Origin of the sequence: Duncaniella sp. C9 (genome assembly GCF_004803935.1) — a bacterium.
Taxonomy (GTDB): domain Bacteria; phylum Bacteroidota; class Bacteroidia; order Bacteroidales; family Muribaculaceae; genus Duncaniella; species Duncaniella muris.
In genome coordinates this window covers 874,585-889,745 of record NZ_CP039547.1, presented here as the reverse complement: position 1 = coordinate 889,745, position 15,161 = coordinate 874,585, and the positions used below count along the sequence as shown (strand labels likewise).

Annotated in this window: 12 protein-coding genes; 5 read left to right on the top strand and 7 right to left on the bottom strand. The window is 54.8% G+C overall.

Annotated features, from left to right (window positions below):
* Window positions 1-50 precede the first annotated feature (50 nt).
* The 3 genes from E7745_RS03670 to E7745_RS03660 all read left to right on the top strand — a co-directional run bounded on the left by E7745_RS03670 (window position 51) and on the right by E7745_RS03660 (window position 4,062).
* Entirely contained in the window at window positions 51-1,676 is a 1,626-nt protein-coding gene (locus E7745_RS03670; protein WP_136408319.1) for a YifB family Mg chelatase-like AAA ATPase, read from the top strand.
* Window positions 1,677-1,852: 176 nt separating this feature from the next.
* Window positions 1,853-3,166 carry a Na+/H+ antiporter NhaC family protein gene (locus E7745_RS03665; protein WP_136408318.1) on the top strand — a complete coding sequence of 438 codons (1,314 nt, stop codon included), beginning with the start codon at window positions 1,853-1,855 and terminating at the stop codon, window positions 3,164-3,166.
* A 2-nt stretch (window positions 3,167-3,168) separates the two neighbouring features.
* Complete coding sequence (locus tag E7745_RS03660) at window positions 3,169-4,062, top strand: WYL domain-containing protein (RefSeq protein ID WP_107031078.1); 894 nt, start codon at window positions 3,169-3,171, stop codon at window positions 4,060-4,062.
* 109 nt (window positions 4,063-4,171) lie between these two features.
* On the opposite strand, the gene E7745_RS03655 is transcribed toward E7745_RS03660, so the two are convergent.
* The 5 genes from E7745_RS03655 to E7745_RS03635 all read right to left on the bottom strand — a co-directional run bounded on the left by E7745_RS03655 (window position 4,172) and on the right by E7745_RS03635 (window position 8,182).
* A complete protein-coding gene (locus E7745_RS03655) occupies window positions 4,172-6,223 on the bottom strand; it encodes a M13 family metallopeptidase (protein ID WP_136408317.1) in 2,052 nt (683 codons plus the stop codon).
* Between the two features lie 14 nt (window positions 6,224-6,237).
* Window positions 6,238-6,462: an exodeoxyribonuclease VII small subunit gene (gene xseB / locus E7745_RS03650; protein WP_107031076.1), complete on the bottom strand. Its 225-nt coding sequence runs from the start codon at window positions 6,460-6,462 to the stop codon at window positions 6,238-6,240.
* 69 nt (window positions 6,463-6,531) lie between these two features.
* Window positions 6,532-7,116 carry an adenylate kinase gene (locus E7745_RS03645; RefSeq protein ID WP_123398984.1) on the bottom strand — a complete coding sequence of 195 codons (585 nt, stop codon included), beginning with the start codon at window positions 7,114-7,116 and terminating at the stop codon, window positions 6,532-6,534.
* A gap of 88 nt (window positions 7,117-7,204) precedes the next feature.
* Window positions 7,205-7,747, bottom strand: coding sequence for a hypoxanthine phosphoribosyltransferase (hpt, locus tag E7745_RS03640; RefSeq protein WP_107031074.1), 543 nt, complete (start codon window positions 7,745-7,747; stop codon window positions 7,205-7,207).
* Window positions 7,748-7,900: 153 nt separating this feature from the next.
* Window positions 7,901-8,182, bottom strand: a complete 282-nt coding sequence (locus E7745_RS03635) for a SemiSWEET family sugar transporter (RefSeq protein ID WP_168181989.1) — start codon at window positions 8,180-8,182, stop codon at window positions 7,901-7,903.
* A gap of 107 nt (window positions 8,183-8,289) precedes the next feature.
* Here E7745_RS03635 and E7745_RS03630 point away from each other — a divergent pair, with 107 nt between their 5' ends.
* Window positions 8,290-10,338: an Ig-like domain-containing domain gene (locus E7745_RS03630; RefSeq protein WP_123398982.1), complete on the top strand. Its 2,049-nt coding sequence runs from the start codon at window positions 8,290-8,292 to the stop codon at window positions 10,336-10,338.
* Window positions 10,339-10,764: 426 nt separating this feature from the next.
* Here the strand turns inward: E7745_RS03630 and E7745_RS03625 are convergent, their stop codons facing one another.
* Together E7745_RS03625 and E7745_RS03620 are read right to left on the bottom strand one after the other, a co-directional pair.
* On the bottom strand, window positions 10,765-12,987 hold the full coding sequence (locus tag E7745_RS03625; protein ID WP_124075667.1) for a hypothetical protein: 2,223 nt from the start codon (window positions 12,985-12,987) through the stop codon (window positions 10,765-10,767).
* Between the two features lie 532 nt (window positions 12,988-13,519).
* Complete coding sequence (locus tag E7745_RS03620) at window positions 13,520-13,765, bottom strand: hypothetical protein (protein WP_107031070.1); 246 nt, start codon at window positions 13,763-13,765, stop codon at window positions 13,520-13,522.
* Window positions 13,766-14,064: 299 nt separating this feature from the next.
* Here E7745_RS03620 and pdxA point away from each other — a divergent pair, with 299 nt between their 5' ends.
* Window positions 14,065-15,150, top strand: coding sequence for a 4-hydroxythreonine-4-phosphate dehydrogenase PdxA (pdxA, locus tag E7745_RS03615; protein ID WP_124075668.1), 1,086 nt, complete (start codon window positions 14,065-14,067; stop codon window positions 15,148-15,150).
* The last annotated feature ends 11 nt before the right edge of the window (window positions 15,151-15,161 follow it).

Sequence of the window (15,161 nt, the reverse complement as noted above, 5' to 3'; positions counted from 1 at the left end):
CACTTTCCCCGAACCCTCAACCGCTACAAACCCAATCAACTCTCTCCATTATGCTTATAAAGACATACGGAGCCGCCGTACAGGGCATTGACGCCATAGTTGTCACCATAGAGGCCGTTGCCGAGCCCGGTGTGTCATTCAACCTTGTCGGCATGGCCGACACAGCAGTCAAGGAAAGCTATCAGCGTGTGATTTCAGCCCTGACCCAGTCGGGCTACAAGTGGCCGCGGCGCCGTATGGTGGTCAACCTCTCGCCGGCCGATGTGCGCAAGGAGGGTGCAGCCTATGACCTCCCGATTGCCATCGGGGTTCTGGCCTCATGCGAACAGATCACGCCGTCGGTTCCGCTGGAGTCGTTCATGATCATGGGCGAACTGTCGCTTGACGGCTCGCTGCTGCCTATCAAGGGAGTGCTCCCGATGGCCATAAAAGCCCGTGAGCTGGGATTCAAAGGCATGATTGTGCCCGTGGCCAATGTCACGGAAGGAGCCGTGGTCAACAATCTGGAAGTCTACGGCATGTCATCTCTGCGCGAGGTGGTCGATTTCATCACAGGCAGCAGCGAAGCCGAGCCCGTGAGCGTCAATACCCGCGAGGAATTTGCCCGCGCCTCATCGGTTTTCGACTGCGATTTCTCTGAAGTCAAAGGGCAGGAGGGTGTGAAGAGAGCTTTCGAGGTGGCATGTGCCGGCGGCCATAACATTCTGATGGTCGGCCCTCCCGGAGCCGGGAAGTCGATGATGGCCAAGCGCATACCCACCATATTGCCGCCGCTGACCCTTGCAGAGGCTCTTGAAACCACCAAGATCCACTCCGTGGCCGGGAAACTCAAGAGCGGTTCGCGGTTGATGACACAGCGTCCCTACCGTTCGCCACACCACACCATCTCGCCCGTAGCCCTCGTGGGCGGCGGCTCCAATCCGGCACCCGGCGAGATCTCGCTTGCCCATAACGGAGTCTTGTTTCTCGACGAATTTCCGGAATTCTCGCGCCAGGTGCTCGAAGTGATGCGCCAGCCTCTTGAAGACCGCCACATCACCATAGCCCGCGCCAAATACACCATTGACTATCCCGCAGGCTTTATGCTTGTAGCCTCCATGAATCCCTGTCCGTGCGGATTCTATAACCACCCCACCAAGGAATGTTTGTGCTCCGGAGCCGCAGTGCAGAAATATCTCAACCGCATCAGCGGACCGCTGCTCGACCGCATAGACCTGCAGGTTGAGATCTTTCCGGTGCCGTTTGAGGAGCTCGCCTCGGCCCGCGAGGGAGAAAAGAGCGAAGCCATCAAGCGGAGGGTGATCTGCGCGCGCGAGATCCAGGCCCTCAGATTTGCCGCAGAGCGGGGCATTCACAGCAACGCCCAGATGAACTCACGCCTGCTCCGCACCTATGCCTCAATTGACAGCGACAGTCTTGAAACCTTGCGCGAAGCCATGACAAGGCTCGACATGAGCGCCCGTGCCTATGACCGCATTCTGAAAGTGGCCCGCACCATAGCTGACCTCGAACAGGCCACGGCCATCCTCTCCGCAGGCGGTTGCGCCCCGACAGCCGAAACGCTAAGAGAAGCCATCACCGCCCCCATCAGAACCCACCACCTGTCCGAGGCCCTCTCATACCGGAATCTCGACCGTGGCAACTGGGGCCAGACCGTCAGCAAACTCCCCTTCTGAAAACACCCCAAAAACCTCATCCCCGCCAAAATTTCATCCCCGCCGAGAACTTCAGTTCTCGAACCCTCGAATCAGAGGCCGAATGATTCCGGGCTGCTCTTGGCTTGAAATGCGGAAAGTTTTCGCTATTTTTGCAATATCAAAGTTGAGAATAGATAAGTAACTCTTAGAGAATCATGAATGAGATTTCTGACCGCAATACCGACCGCCGTGTGGCGCCCGGACGGGGATGGCTGGCTCTGTCGCCGGTCATTGTCTTTCTGCTGCTCTATGTGGCAGTGTCGGTTATACTGAACGATTTTTATAAAATGCCTATAGCCGTAGCGCTGGTGGCAGCTTCCGTATGGGCTGTTATCATCTACCGCGGACATCCGCTTGCCGCCCGAATCGAGACCTTCTCGCGGGCCGCCGGACATTTCAATATCCTTTACATGATCTGGGTCTTCATCCTTGCCGGAGCTTTCGCCACGGTGGCCAAGGAGATCGGGGCTGTCGACGCTACGGTCAGCCTGACCCTCCGGGTATGCCCGCCGCAGTTCGTTGTGCCAACGCTTTTCTTTGCGGCATGCTTCATCTCGCTCTCGGTAGGAACCTCGGTCGGCACCGTGGTGGCACTGGCTCCTCTGGCTGTGGAAATAGCTCAGACTGTAGACGGCTCGGTGGCTTTCTATGTGGCGGTAGTGCTCGGCGGCGCATTTTTCGGCGACAATCTGTCATTCATCTCCGATACAACCATCGCAGCTACCCGCTCGCAGGGATGCGGCATGGCTGACAAGTTCAAAGCCAACCTGTGGACAGCGCTTCCGGCCGCCCTCGTGACTCTGGCCATCTACATGGTCATGAGCAAAGACTCTCCGGCTATAGATCTGGTCAACGACAGCAACCCCTGGCTCGTTCTGCCCTACCTGATAGTCCTCGCCACAGCCATAGCCGGCATAAACGTCACGGTGGTCCTCTCGCTTGGAATTCTTTCGGCTTTCGTCATGGGAGCCGTCAACGGTTTCTCGGTCATGGATATGGCCGGATATGCCGGTGCCGGAATCGACGGAATGGGCGATCTGATCATTGTCACTCTTCTCGCGGCCGGAATGTTAGGCATCATAAAGGCAGCCGGAGGCATTCAGTTCCTGCTTCAGGGCCTCAGCTCACGCATCCACGGCAAACGCGGCGCGCAGGCCATACTCGCTCTGCTTGTCGGGCTGGTGAATCTCTGCACGGCCAACAATACGGTAGCCATCATCACCGTGGGCGGAATTGCCCGCGACATAGCCGAGCGCTACGGCATCGACCCTCGCAAAAGTGCCTCGCTGCTCGACTCGGCTTCCTGTGTGGTGCAATGTCTGATCCCCTACGGTGCGCAGACCCTTCTCGCCACCTCTCTGGCCGGCATCTCGCCCGCATCTCCATTTCCCTACCTCTACTATCCCTGGGCTCTCGCTGCCATGATTGTACTCTCGATAATATTCCTCTTCCCCAGACGCCTCAACTGATTATGTCACGCAACCTTCTTGCCCGCTACATATGGATCATTGACACCATACGACGCTATGGTGCCATAACCCGTGAAAAGCTCAACGAACTCTGGATGCAGTCGCCCTACTCCGATGGCGCCGCGCTTCCGCGCCGCACTTTCTACAACTACCGCAATGCCATCGAAGAGCTTTTCAACATCAATATCGAATGTAATTCAGCCACCTATGAGTATTATATCGACTCCGGCGACTCTCATCAGGAAAGCGTCACCGACTGGCTGCTCAACTCGGCGGCCATGAGCAATGTTCTCTCCAACGTGAGCGACATCTCAGACAGCATTTTCCTTGAAGACGTGCCCTCGGCCCGGCTCTACCTCTCGCAGGTCATCTCGGCCTTGCGTGAGAGGCATCCGGTACGGTTCACCTACAGGCCCTACACACGAGTCAACCCTACGCGCGATGTGGTTGTCGAACCATACTTTCTGAAGATATTCCGCCAGCGGTGGTATGTCACCGGGCTCAACGTGCGCGACGGAGTGGTCAAGACCTACGCCCTCGACCGTATGGAAGATGTCAAGGTCGATGCCGAAACCTATACGGTCGATCCGGCCTTCGATGCCGAGAGCTTTGTCAAAGACTCATTCGGCATAGTCTTCACGCAGGCCGAGCCGCACGAAGTTGTGATCCGCACCTCGACCCGCCAGGCCAAATATCTGCGCGCGCTTCCTCTCCACACTTCCCAGCAGGAGGAGATCCATGACGACTACTCGCTTTTCCACTACCGCCTGCGCCTCACGCCCGACCTTGTGCAGGAACTTCTGTCACACGGGCCTGACATAAAGGTTGTGGAACCGCCCGAACTGCGTGTAATGGTGACGACGGCCCTGCGCGAAGCCCTTGACCAGTATGAATGAATAAGCGAGAGCCTGCTGCCGGAATCAGGGCAGCAGGCTCTCGCCGTCAATAGAAGGATATATCTTACACCTTAATTATATTGTAAGGTATGGAATGAATCTTCGGGGTTTACCAGATGATCACTCGTTCGGCTTCGGGGCGGAACATGGGCTGGCCTTCGGTGATTGAGAATGCTTCGAAGAAGGGTGCGATGTTGCGGAGAGTGACGTTGACGCGGTTGCAGCCGAGTGAGTGGACGTCGCCGGTTGTGAGCGAACGGATCTCCTCGTCACGGATGTTGTTGGCCCAGAGGTTGGCGTAGTTCATGTAGAACACCTGGAGGGGATCAAAGCCGTCGATCTTTGCTTCGGGCGACTTGATGTCGACTCCCTTCTTCTCCTGAGCGTCAAGGAAAGCGGTCATGGCTATGCGCAGGCCACCCTGGTCAGCGATGTTTTCGCCCAGAGTGTAGCGGCCGTTGGCGTGAACGCCGGGGAGCACCTCAACTTCGTCAAACTGAGCGATCAGAGCCTTGGTCTTGTCAGTGAACCTGGCAGCGTCTTCGGGAGTCCACCAGTCGGTCATGTTGCCGTTGGCGTCGAAGTTGCGCCCCTGGTCATCGAAACCGTGAGTCATCTCGTGGCCGATTACCACACCGATACCACCGTAGTTTTCAGCGTCTGAAGCGTTCGGATCGAAGAAAGGAGCCTGGAGGATAGCTGCGGGGAAGACGATCTCGTTGGCCAGCGGATTGTAGTAGGCGTTGACAGTCTGAGGAGTCATGCCCCACTCGGTGCGGTCAACCGGCTTGCCCCATTTGGCATAAGTTTCGGCCTGATGCCACATGCCCACGTTGTGCATGTTCTCATAGTAGCTCAGTTCGGGATCGATCTTCATTGTTGAATAGTCTTTCCACTTGTCGGGATATCCGATCTTGACGGTGAAAGCGTCAAGTTTCTCATGGGCACGGGCCTTGGTGGTGTCGCTCATCCAGTCGAGGTTGTCGATGTGCTTGCCGAGGGCCACGCGGAGATTCTCTACAAGGCCGAGCATATAGTCTTTGGACGACTGGGGGAAGTATTTCGCAACATAGAGTTCGCCTACAGCTTCGCCGAGAGCGCCTTCAGTGGCATCGATGGCGCGTTTCCAGAGCGGACGGAGCTCCTGCACACCGCTCATCACCTTCGAGAACTCGAAGCTGGCCTGGGTGAAGTTGTCGCTGAGTTTCGAAGCGGCCTGGCTTACGTATTTCCAGAGATAGTAGTCCTTGATCTCGCGGTCGGAGAGCGAGCCCATGAGCTTGTCGGCCTGAGCCAGATATTCAGGCTCTGTGACAATCAGGGTGTCGGGCGACTTGATGCCCATTGTCTCGATGAAGAAACGGTCCCAGTTTACGTTGGGATACACTTCCTTGACCTGGGCGAAGGTGCGGGGATTGTACATGCGGGGGATATCGCGGCTTTCCTCGCGGGTGAGGGTCTTCTGTGCGAGGGCGGTCTCGATCTTCATCACGTTGTCGGTGATGCGGGCGGCGTCGGCTGCCGCATAGCCTGCATTCTGCATCTGGGTTGCGATTAGTTTCCTGTAGGCGTTGCGGACAGCGGTGTTGCGCTCGTCGTCAAGCAGATAATAATCGCGGTCGCCCAGACCCATGCCTCCGTTGGAGAGATACATGGCGTAGACCTGCGAGTTGGCGAGATCTTCCATCGGACCGGCTCCGAAGAAGGGGCTTGCGTAGTTTCCGTGCATCCAGAGGAAGAGGTCTTCCATCCCTTCATGCGGAGTTTCCTCGATTTTCTTGAGGTCGGCGAGGATGGGAGTTGCGCCCTCGCGGTTGCGGCGGGCGGTGTCCATAGCCTGCGAGTAGATGGTCCAGACCTTGTGGGCCACGGTACCGGGTTCGGGGTTTGTTGTGCCGAGATTGGCTATGAGTTCCTTTACGCGGTTCTCTGAAGAGTCGTTGAGAATGTCGAACTGGCCGTAGCGGGCGTGTTCGGCAGTGAGCGGATGAGCTTCCATCCAGCCCTTGTTTACATAAGTGTAGAAGTCTGCGCCGGGAGCCACTGTGGTGTCAAGATAGGCCACGTTGAGGCTGGCCAGATGCTCGGAGGCACGATGGTTGCACGAGACTGTAGCAAATGTCATGGTCATGGCAACTGCTGTCAGGGGTAATAATTTCATTAGAAATATCTGTGTTATTGGTTTGACTGGTTTTCGAGAGTGGAGAGTATGGCCTGCAGTTCCTCCTCGGTTGCGGTGAGGCGTGAACGGCAGGCTTTCAGCAACTCGGTGGCGCGACGGGTGTAGGCCGCAAGGCGGTCAATGTCGCAGCTGTCGCTCTGCATGGTGCGGAGTATGGCTTCGAGCTCGCTGAGGCTCTCGGCATAGGTCATTGAACCTACAGGCTTTGATTCTGGCATCGGTGATATGATTCTGGTCCGGTTTGGGGGGAGAGTTTATGGTTTGTGGAGACCGGGGGCAGAGAGCGCTCAGTTGAGCACAGCCTGACTTTCGATGGCCTCGGTGATGCGTGAGAAGATCTCGTCGACACGGCCTGAACCCTGGATGGCGCGGTAGGTGCCTTCGGCGGTATAGTAGTCGCGCAGGGGCGAGGTGGTCGAGTGATAGACTTTCAGACGGTTTCCGATGGTTTCGGGGTTGTCATCCGAACGGCCGCTTTCGGCTCCGCGCTTGATCAGGCGCTCCATGAGCTCCTCGTCGGCCACTTCGAGACCGATTACCGAATGCACTTCCTCGCCGCGATCTTCGAGCATCTTCTTGAGGGCCTCGGCCTGGGGGATTGTGCGGGGGAAACCGTCGAAGATGAAGCCTTTTGACTCCGGACGCAGGCGGTCGAACTCTGACGCGAGTATATCGACCATGAGGTCATCAGGGATGAGCTGGCCTTTTGAAATGTAACTGTCGGCGATCTTGCCGAGTTCTGAACCTGCGGCGATTTCCTTGCGCAGGACGTCGCCGGTTGAAATGTGAGTCAGACCGTAACGGTCGATGAGCTTTTCGCTTTGGGTGCCCTTGCCGCTGCCGGGTGCACCGAAAATCACAAGATTAAACATTCTTTATCCTTAAAAATATATTGGTTGAAGTCCGCCCTTGCCGTCCCGGCCGGGAAGAGAGGGCAGACTGCCGGAGATGTCCGGCCGGCTATTCGTCAAGTATATAGATATCCTGAAGATTGCGGGCCAGGCCGTCGATATCGAGGCCGTAGCCGATGATGAATTTTTTGGGAATCTCGAATCCTACGTAGTCGGCGTGGAGTTCGGGATGCTCAAGAGCTTCAGGCTTGAAAAGCAGGGTCGCGATGCGGATCGAGGCAGGCTTGTGTCTGCGCAGCTCGGCAAGTAGGCTTACCATTGTGTTGCCGGTGTCGATGATGTCTTCGATCAGCACTATGTGGCGCCCTTCGAGATTCTCGCTCAGCCCCATGATCTGCTTGACGTCGCCGGTCGAACCGGTTCCTTCATAGCTCTTGAAGCGCATGAAAGTAAGTTCTGCGTCGATGTCTTCGCATGCGCGGAAGAGGTCGATCGCAAACGGCGCGGCTCCGTTGAGCACACAGATGAACAGAGGTGTGACTCCTGCGCAGTCGGTCTTGATGGCGGCTGCCAGTTCCTGAACTCGTGATTGAATCTGGGAGTTGTTGATGTAGGGACGGAAAGTCATCCCCTGGTAGCATTTCTGTTTCATGGTTCCTGGCGGAAAAATTTGACGCAAAGTTACGAATTTTTCTTGAAAATCTAAGCAGATTTTCTTCCGAGGATGTTTCGAAATGCTCTCAGGGGTAAATCAGGGATAAATTTGTAACGAAAAGGTGGCCCGGACGCTCTTTTCAGCGGCGTGCTATTTTCTCTTTTTCATGCGGTCGTTGTGGATCTTGATGGCAAACACGATGGCCGACGAAACGGTGGTGATGGTGTTCGTGATCATCAGCGGCCAGTTGAAGAGCAAGATGCCCTGGATCACGAAAAAGATGCTTCCGAACCCAAGCAGGAGGAAGGTTGGGAGGGCGATACCGTCGGTGTCGCGGGTGCGGATGGTGTAGATGGCCTGCGGGAGATAGCCGCAGATCATGCAGATGGCGGCTGCATAGCCGACTATGTTTATGATCAGTGGTGATGCCATGAGTGATGCTTGCTTTAGGTGGATTAATAATAATTTAACGCGCGGGAAAACTTTATGTTGTGGAAATTTCATAATTTTGCATTTTAAAACACCTGAATAAACTGACTATGCGCTCTACATCAGCCCTGAGGCTGCTTTTCATAATAGTCGCCACGGCCTTTTTTGCCGCCTGCGCGAGCATCGGACACCCCGAAGGCGGTCCGCGCGATGAGACTCCCCCTGTCTATGTCAGGTCAAACCCGAAGCCCGGACAGCTGAGGTTTGACGGAAGCAAGATCACCGTCGACTTTGATGAAAATGTGTCGATTGACGACCCTATGAACAAGGTGGTGGTCTCTCCCGCCCAGCGCACCACTCCAGTGGTGACGGCAAACGGCCGGCGTGTAACCGTGGAGCTCCGCGACAGCCTCGTGCCAAACACCACATATACCATCGACTTTGCCGATGCCATCAAGGATCTGAACGAGAGCAATGTGCTCGACGGTTTCGCTCTTGATTTCGCTACGGGCGACACGATTGACACTCTGCGCGTTTCGGGAATGGTCTTCGAGGCCCGCACACTGGAGCCCGCACAGGGTATGCTGGTGGGTGTCTACTCGAATCTTTCAGACACGGCTGTCTCCACCCTCCCTTTCGAGCGCATCACCAAGACCAATCAACTCGGCCAGTTCACTCTGCGCAACATGAAGGCCGGAACCTACCGCATCTATGCCGTCAACGACGTGAACCGCGACTATCACTGGGACCGCTCGGAAGACGTAGCCTTTTTCGACGTGACAATCTCGCCTGAGACCGAGGCCGCGCAGTTTACCGACACTCTTGTCAACATGGCCGGCGAGGACTCCATAGTGACCTATCCGGGCACCCGCTTTCTGCCTGACGACATACTCCTGACATGGTTCAACGAGGGCTACGTCTCGCAATATCTCCGCAAGAACGAGCGCCCCGAACCAAACAATCTCGACTTTGAGTTCTCTACCAAAGCCGACACCCTCCCTATCCTGAAACTGCTCAACACCAGTCGTGCCGGCGAGGAAAGCGAAAAATGGTCAGTGCTCCAGGCATCGCCCACGCTTGACACTCTGCGCTACTGGATCACCGATACATCACTCGTGGCTCTTGACACTCTTATGATTGAGGCACGCTATATCCGCACCGATACTCTCGATCAGCTTTCATGGACCACCGACACTCTGCGCATGGTCACAAAAAATGCCCGCATGCGCCGCAAACGGGCTCAGGAAGAGGCCAAAGAGCTTGCCAAGCTGCGTGAAGACCACCGGCGTGAACTGGCACGTCAGGGTGTGGATCTTGACTCGCTCGATGCGGCCGACACCATCCCGCCGCCACCGCCGCCTATCAGTTTCAAAGTCAGCAGTCCAACATCGCAGGATCTCAACCTGCCCCTGGTCTTCCAGTCTGCAACTCCGGTGGCCTCGGTAGACACCACTGCCTTTCACCTTGAAGAGATGATCGACTCCGTGTGGTACACCCGCACAGCTCCCGTGATGCGCGCTATCGGGGAGCACAACAGTCTCAAATTCATTGCGCCCTACGAGTGGGAACCTGGCGGACACTACAAGCTGACCATCGACTCGGCGGCGATCTATGACATCTACGGTCTGACGAATCCTCCGCTGGTCCATGAATTCAATGCCAAGAAACTTGAGGAATATTCCACGCTCAATTTCAACATCGAAGGGCTTGAAGGACGACCCGCAGTGGTCGAGGTGCTCGATGCCTCTGACAAGGTCGTGGCGTCAGCCCTGGTCAAAGGCTCCTTCGGCCGCATCGAATATCTGACTCCCGGCACCTACTACGCCCGACTCTTCATCGACTCCGACTCTAACGGTATATATACCAACGGCCTTCTCGACTCGATCCAGCCGGAGGAGGTCTACTACTACCCCAAAAAGATCACCCTGAAGAAGAACTGGGGCATAGAGCAGTCGTGGAACATCTATGAGCTGCCCATTGACATGCAGAAGCCGCAGGAAATCAAGAAGAACAAGCCCAAACGCAAGCGTGGCGAGAACGATGATCGCGAAGAAGAGGAAGAGGAAGAAGATGAATTCTTCGACGATCCGTTCATGAACTCTGCCTCGCGCCGTCAGTTTGGCAACAATAACTACAACGATTACAACCGGCGCTATTAGCACCGACCCGGAGAGAATCTAACCACTGCGTGATGGTAAACCGATGTCCTGTCGGACATCACATGACGGGGTAATCACGAACCCGTGACACCTGCGCGCTGTGCGCTGCGGTGTCACGGGCTACGAGTAAACCGATGTCCTGTCGGACATCACCATCCGGAATCCCGCATGGCATGATCCCTCACGGCACGCGGATAGCAGGTGTCCGCAGGGCGTTATCCCGCACGGCACAGGGGATATCGGGTGTCCGCAGGACACCGATTTAATAGTAGCCCCCTACACCTACGCGCTGTGCGCTACGGTGTAGGGGGGGGTAAAGTCATACATCCAAATTGTCGTGTCCGCAAGGACACGGATTTACCGACCCGGAGGGGATGCGGGATGATGATGCCTCGGAGAGGCTTATATGTTTTGACGATCTGTCAATTACTTCACAAGAACACGGAATGCCTTGCCGTTGAGAACCTTGATATATATCTTGCCGGCTGAAGGATTAGCCACGCGACGGCCCATGAGATCATAGTAGACAGCCTCACCTTCGGCCTCGTCAGCGATGATAGAATCAATACCGCTTTCTTCTTCATCGGCGATCTTGATATTCTTCACGTCGATGTAGTAAGAATACTGACCACCCTTGCCGCGCAGAGCATACTGGATATCCTTGCCTGCATACTCAGAAAGATCAACACTCATCAGAGTGTATTCCTTCGGAGCTTCTTCGCTCTTGAGCTCAACCCATTCGCCGTCGGCATTGACCAAAACGGACAGGACAGAACCGGTATAGCTGCGGGCATCGTTTGAATATTCAAGAGTCAGAGCAACCTTCTTTGATTCGGCAGGGATAGAGATCAGGCCGCTGTAAAGGCTTGCAAGAGAACCATATGACCGACCTGTGAAGAAAGCATATCCATCCATGAAGCTCCATGAAGCGGTATAGTTCTCATTATTGTTGGCATAGAGTAGCTGAGCAGGGACAGCGCCGGCAAAATCTTCGCTGTAGGGAAGAGCGACGGGCTTGCCAACGGGAACCGCATTGACTTCAACCGGAAGTGACGGGCCGCCTGAGGTCACGGCATAGACCTTAAGACTGTAGAACTTCTGATCGGCTGTGCCGTCATTGATCTCAAGATCAGCATCTTCGCCACTCAGATCCTCAAAAGTGTTGATCAGGGTATCACCGTCATAGACCTCAACTTTGGTCTTGATCAGAGAAAGATTGCCGAAACCGGTGCCGAAGATGCCTGATTCGGGGCGGTGCCATGTAACTTTGATGCTGCCGGCAACTGACTGATGGGCGGCGACATCGGTGGGAGGATTAGGAATTTCAAGACCTGCCTTCACCTCCTGCGAAACAACGTTTGAGTTACCTGCAGAGTTGACAGCGCGCACACCGTAGGTGCTGTTGCCGTGAACTGCCTCATTGTCTGTATAAGTATATGTTTTGCCGGGAGTCGGGTTTTCAATAGTCTTGATCACGGTGGTTTCGCGGAGGAATTCGAGAGCGGTAAGCTCGTTCAGGGTGTTGCCTTCTGCATCGACAGTCGGAGCCTTGGCCGAGAGAGCCACAGAGAGAGCGCCGTCTTTGTCAGCAACAGCGGTGAAGTCGGCAGGTTCGCCTGGCATTTTGCCTGAAGCGGCCTCGGTCACAGAGATATCGGTCAGGATAGTCCTGGCGCTGCAATATTTATCGGTATTGTCATAGAATCCGATGTTGTATGCGCCGGTGGCTTCAGGTGCGATAGTGCCTGAAACTGTGAAGAGCTGACCTTCAAGCAGGCCATTGCCTCTGTAATGGGTAACTTCAAGAGCTGTGCCGGTCATGGCCTCGGCAGTCGCTTCTGTACCATAGAAAATACCTAAGGCTGCTCTTTCCTGATTAGTCACACCTACGGTATATTTCACGATGTACTTCTTGCCGGCTTCAAGCTTGATGGCCGGTGAGATAAACCATGAGTCTTTATATTCAATATCGTTGCTTGAGAAGAGGTTCTTTGAAGCCACGCAGTTGAAACCTGAATATACGGGAGATGCACCCTTGGCGATGTAGGCGAACTTCGGACGATCATAGGGGCATACAGAAGTATAGCCTTCCACCTTTTCAGGTTCGTCGAATGTCAGGCTGTAAGGCAGAGTAATACCCTGCGGTTCCTCAGCGGCATCTTCAATATAGGTGAAGCCGGCAAAAAGATTGTTCCCGGCATTACGGGCAATGCGATAGAGAGTACCAGCCTTGCGGTATTCTTCAGGAATGGCAATTGAATATTCCTTGTCAGCCTCGCCAACGGCATATGCCGATTCAATTGTAGTCCCCCCTGCAAGAACATTGATTTTGCAGGTAGAAGCGATATTAGAAGTAGTCTTGATCTTGATTTCCTTGCAGTTGATCGGGAGTGCGAATTCTACATAAGCACCGGCTCTGTTTGCAATACTGAGAAATGCTGGTATGGCAGCCTGACCGGGAACCGATTTGCAGGCTCTCACGAATGAATATTCAATGTCAGTCAAAGGGCTTTTGCCTTTTACGGCACTTGTTCCGCCGTTTGTCGCAGGACCGAAGCTTGATTTTTCTTCCCAGTTTTCGAATATGTCAGCTCCATAGGCCGAAAAACTGAGCAATACAGCAACCAGGGTTAGTAAAGTTTTTCTCATACTTTTTTCGAATTGTTAGTGTGATAAGAGTGAGTTTCTTTGGGCTAATTTCGTGAAATAGCGGTGATAACTGACCGTAGGTCAATACGTATGCACTAGGTTTCTGAACATTCGCAAAGATAAGTTTTATAATATTAACTCTATCCACCAACCATGTTAAAAACATTTAAAAAACTTACAATTCGCCATTAATCTCCCCCTATTCACCCGCAAATACATGAAGAAAAGCCTCGCGGACAATCTAAATGACAGATCAGAACCCACCCCACACATGTCGCGCGGATAGCGGGTGTCCGGCAGGGCAGATCCCCCACGGCACGCGGATAGCGGGTGTCCGCAGGGCGTGATCTCGCAGGGCGTAGAGGATAGCGGGTGTCCGGCAGGACACCGATTTAATAGTAGCCCCCGACACCGCAGCGCACAGCGCGCAGGTGTCGGGGGTACGATGTTTTCAAGTTTTGTTGATGTCCGGCTGAGGACATCGATTTACCGTCACGCCTTGCGGATCGGCTTTGTGACGAGGGAATATCACTTACGTTTTACCACTCGCTGTGCATCCCAATGCATCGGCATCCGGATCATTTCTAATACCGATCCGGTCAAGATAGTCACGGCAGGCAAGAGTCATATCGCGGTCACAGACCGAAGGAGTTGTTTTATAGAAATTATCAAGCGAATAAACACCTATATACTCGTAAGTATATCCATTGTTATCTTTACGGTCAATCACCTCTATGCCCTGTTTAGCCAGGCAGTCCATAAAGACTTCATTGTTCATGAAATCCTTAATTGTGACCGACTTAGCTCTGCAACTTGATGCGAAAAATTACATAAATTATCATCCTGACGGTCGCTTTTTAATCCTCATTAACATCGAGGCTGATCCAGAATGCTAACGGAGTGACCGATATACGCCGTGGCGAAGAGGGAAAGCACGACATTAACAAATGTTAAACCACAGACATCCGAAAGACCCTATAGGACTTTTTTAGTAACTTTACCAATTAATTGAGACCGGTGTGCAGCCGACGGTTGCACGTCTGCCCTCTCTATCACACTATGCACTGATCAAAAAAAATGGAACAAAATAGAAAAATTCGTGTCGGGATCACTCACGGTGACATCAACGGCGTGGGCTATGAGGTGCTGCTCAAAGCATTGGGCGACATCCGCATAGCCGAACTCTGCACCCCGGTGATCTACGGCTCGGCAAAAATAGCCAACTTCTACCGCAAAGGCATCGAGCTCCCCGACTTCAGACTCTTCCAGATCGACAGCCCCGACAAAGCCGCCGACGAGCAGATCAACCTCATCAACGTGGTGCCCGAAGACTGCAAGGTGGAGCCCGGACAGGCCACACAGACAGCAGGACAGGCAGCCCTCGCCGCACTCGAACGCGCTACCGCCGACCTGCGCGACGGACTGATCGATGTGCTGGTGACCGCCCCCATCAACAAGCAGACCATCCACAGCGAGGCATTCAACTTCCCCGGCCACACCGAATATCTGCAGAAACGCCTGGGCGAAGGACGCGAAGCCATGATGATAATGTGTGGCGGCAACCTGCGTGTGGCCCTCGTGACCATCCACGACAGCATCGCCACAGTAGCCGCCGGAATCACCGCCAAGAACGTCAGCGACAAACTCGCGGCGTTCAACCGCTCGCTCACAGAAGACTTCGGCATCCACGGCCCGCGCATAGCAGTGCTTGCCCTCAACCCCCATGCCGGTGACGCCGGAGTGATCGGCTCGGAAGAGACCGAAATCATAGCCCCGGCAATAGCCGAAGCAAACAAGCGCAAGATCCTTGCTTTCGGCCCCTATCCGGCCGACGGATTTTTCGGAAGCGGCGCCTACACCAAGTTTGACGGCATCCTGGCCATGTATCACGACCAGGGACTCATACCCTTCAAACTCCTCGCTGCGGAAAACGGCGTGAACTTCACCGCCGGACTCCCCTATGTGCGCACTTCTCCTGACCACGGCACCGCCTATGACATAGCCGGCCAGGGCAAGGCCGACGAGCAGTCGATGCGCGAGGCCATCTATACCGCCATAGACATCTACCGCAACCGCCGCCGCGAGGCAGAGGCAACAGCCAACCCCCTGCGCAAGCAGAACTTCGACAAGGGCAGCGACCGTCTGCCAGCCGAACGCGGATAAGAGCCGCCCCG

What these genes read in the sequence shown, in the direction of transcription:
- E7745_RS03670 (WP_136408319.1), top strand. Translation starts at nt 51, where the DNA reads ATGCTTATAAAGACATACGGAGCCGCCGTACAGGGCATTGACGCCATA.
- E7745_RS03665 (WP_136408318.1), top strand. Translation starts at nt 1,853, where the DNA reads ATGAATGAGATTTCTGACCGCAATACCGACCGCCGTGTGGCGCCCGGA.
- E7745_RS03660 (WP_107031078.1), top strand. Translation starts at nt 3,169, where the DNA reads ATGTCACGCAACCTTCTTGCCCGCTACATATGGATCATTGACACCATA.
- E7745_RS03655 (WP_136408317.1), bottom strand. Translation starts at nt 6,223, where the DNA reads ATGAAATTATTACCCCTGACAGCAGTTGCCATGACCATGACATTTGCT.
- xseB (WP_107031076.1), bottom strand. Translation starts at nt 6,462, where the DNA reads ATGCCAGAATCAAAGCCTGTAGGTTCAATGACCTATGCCGAGAGCCTC.
- E7745_RS03645 (WP_123398984.1), bottom strand. Translation starts at nt 7,116, where the DNA reads ATGTTTAATCTTGTGATTTTCGGTGCACCCGGCAGCGGCAAGGGCACC.
- hpt (WP_107031074.1), bottom strand. Translation starts at nt 7,747, where the DNA reads ATGAAACAGAAATGCTACCAGGGGATGACTTTCCGTCCCTACATCAAC.
- E7745_RS03635 (WP_168181989.1), bottom strand. Translation starts at nt 8,182, where the DNA reads ATGGCATCACCACTGATCATAAACATAGTCGGCTATGCAGCCGCCATC.
- E7745_RS03630 (WP_123398982.1), top strand. Translation starts at nt 8,290, where the DNA reads ATGCGCTCTACATCAGCCCTGAGGCTGCTTTTCATAATAGTCGCCACG.
- E7745_RS03625 (WP_124075667.1), bottom strand. Translation starts at nt 12,987, where the DNA reads ATGAGAAAAACTTTACTAACCCTGGTTGCTGTATTGCTCAGTTTTTCG.
- E7745_RS03620 (WP_107031070.1), bottom strand. Translation starts at nt 13,765, where the DNA reads ATGAACAATGAAGTCTTTATGGACTGCCTGGCTAAACAGGGCATAGAG.
- pdxA (WP_124075668.1), top strand. Translation starts at nt 14,065, where the DNA reads ATGGAACAAAATAGAAAAATTCGTGTCGGGATCACTCACGGTGACATC.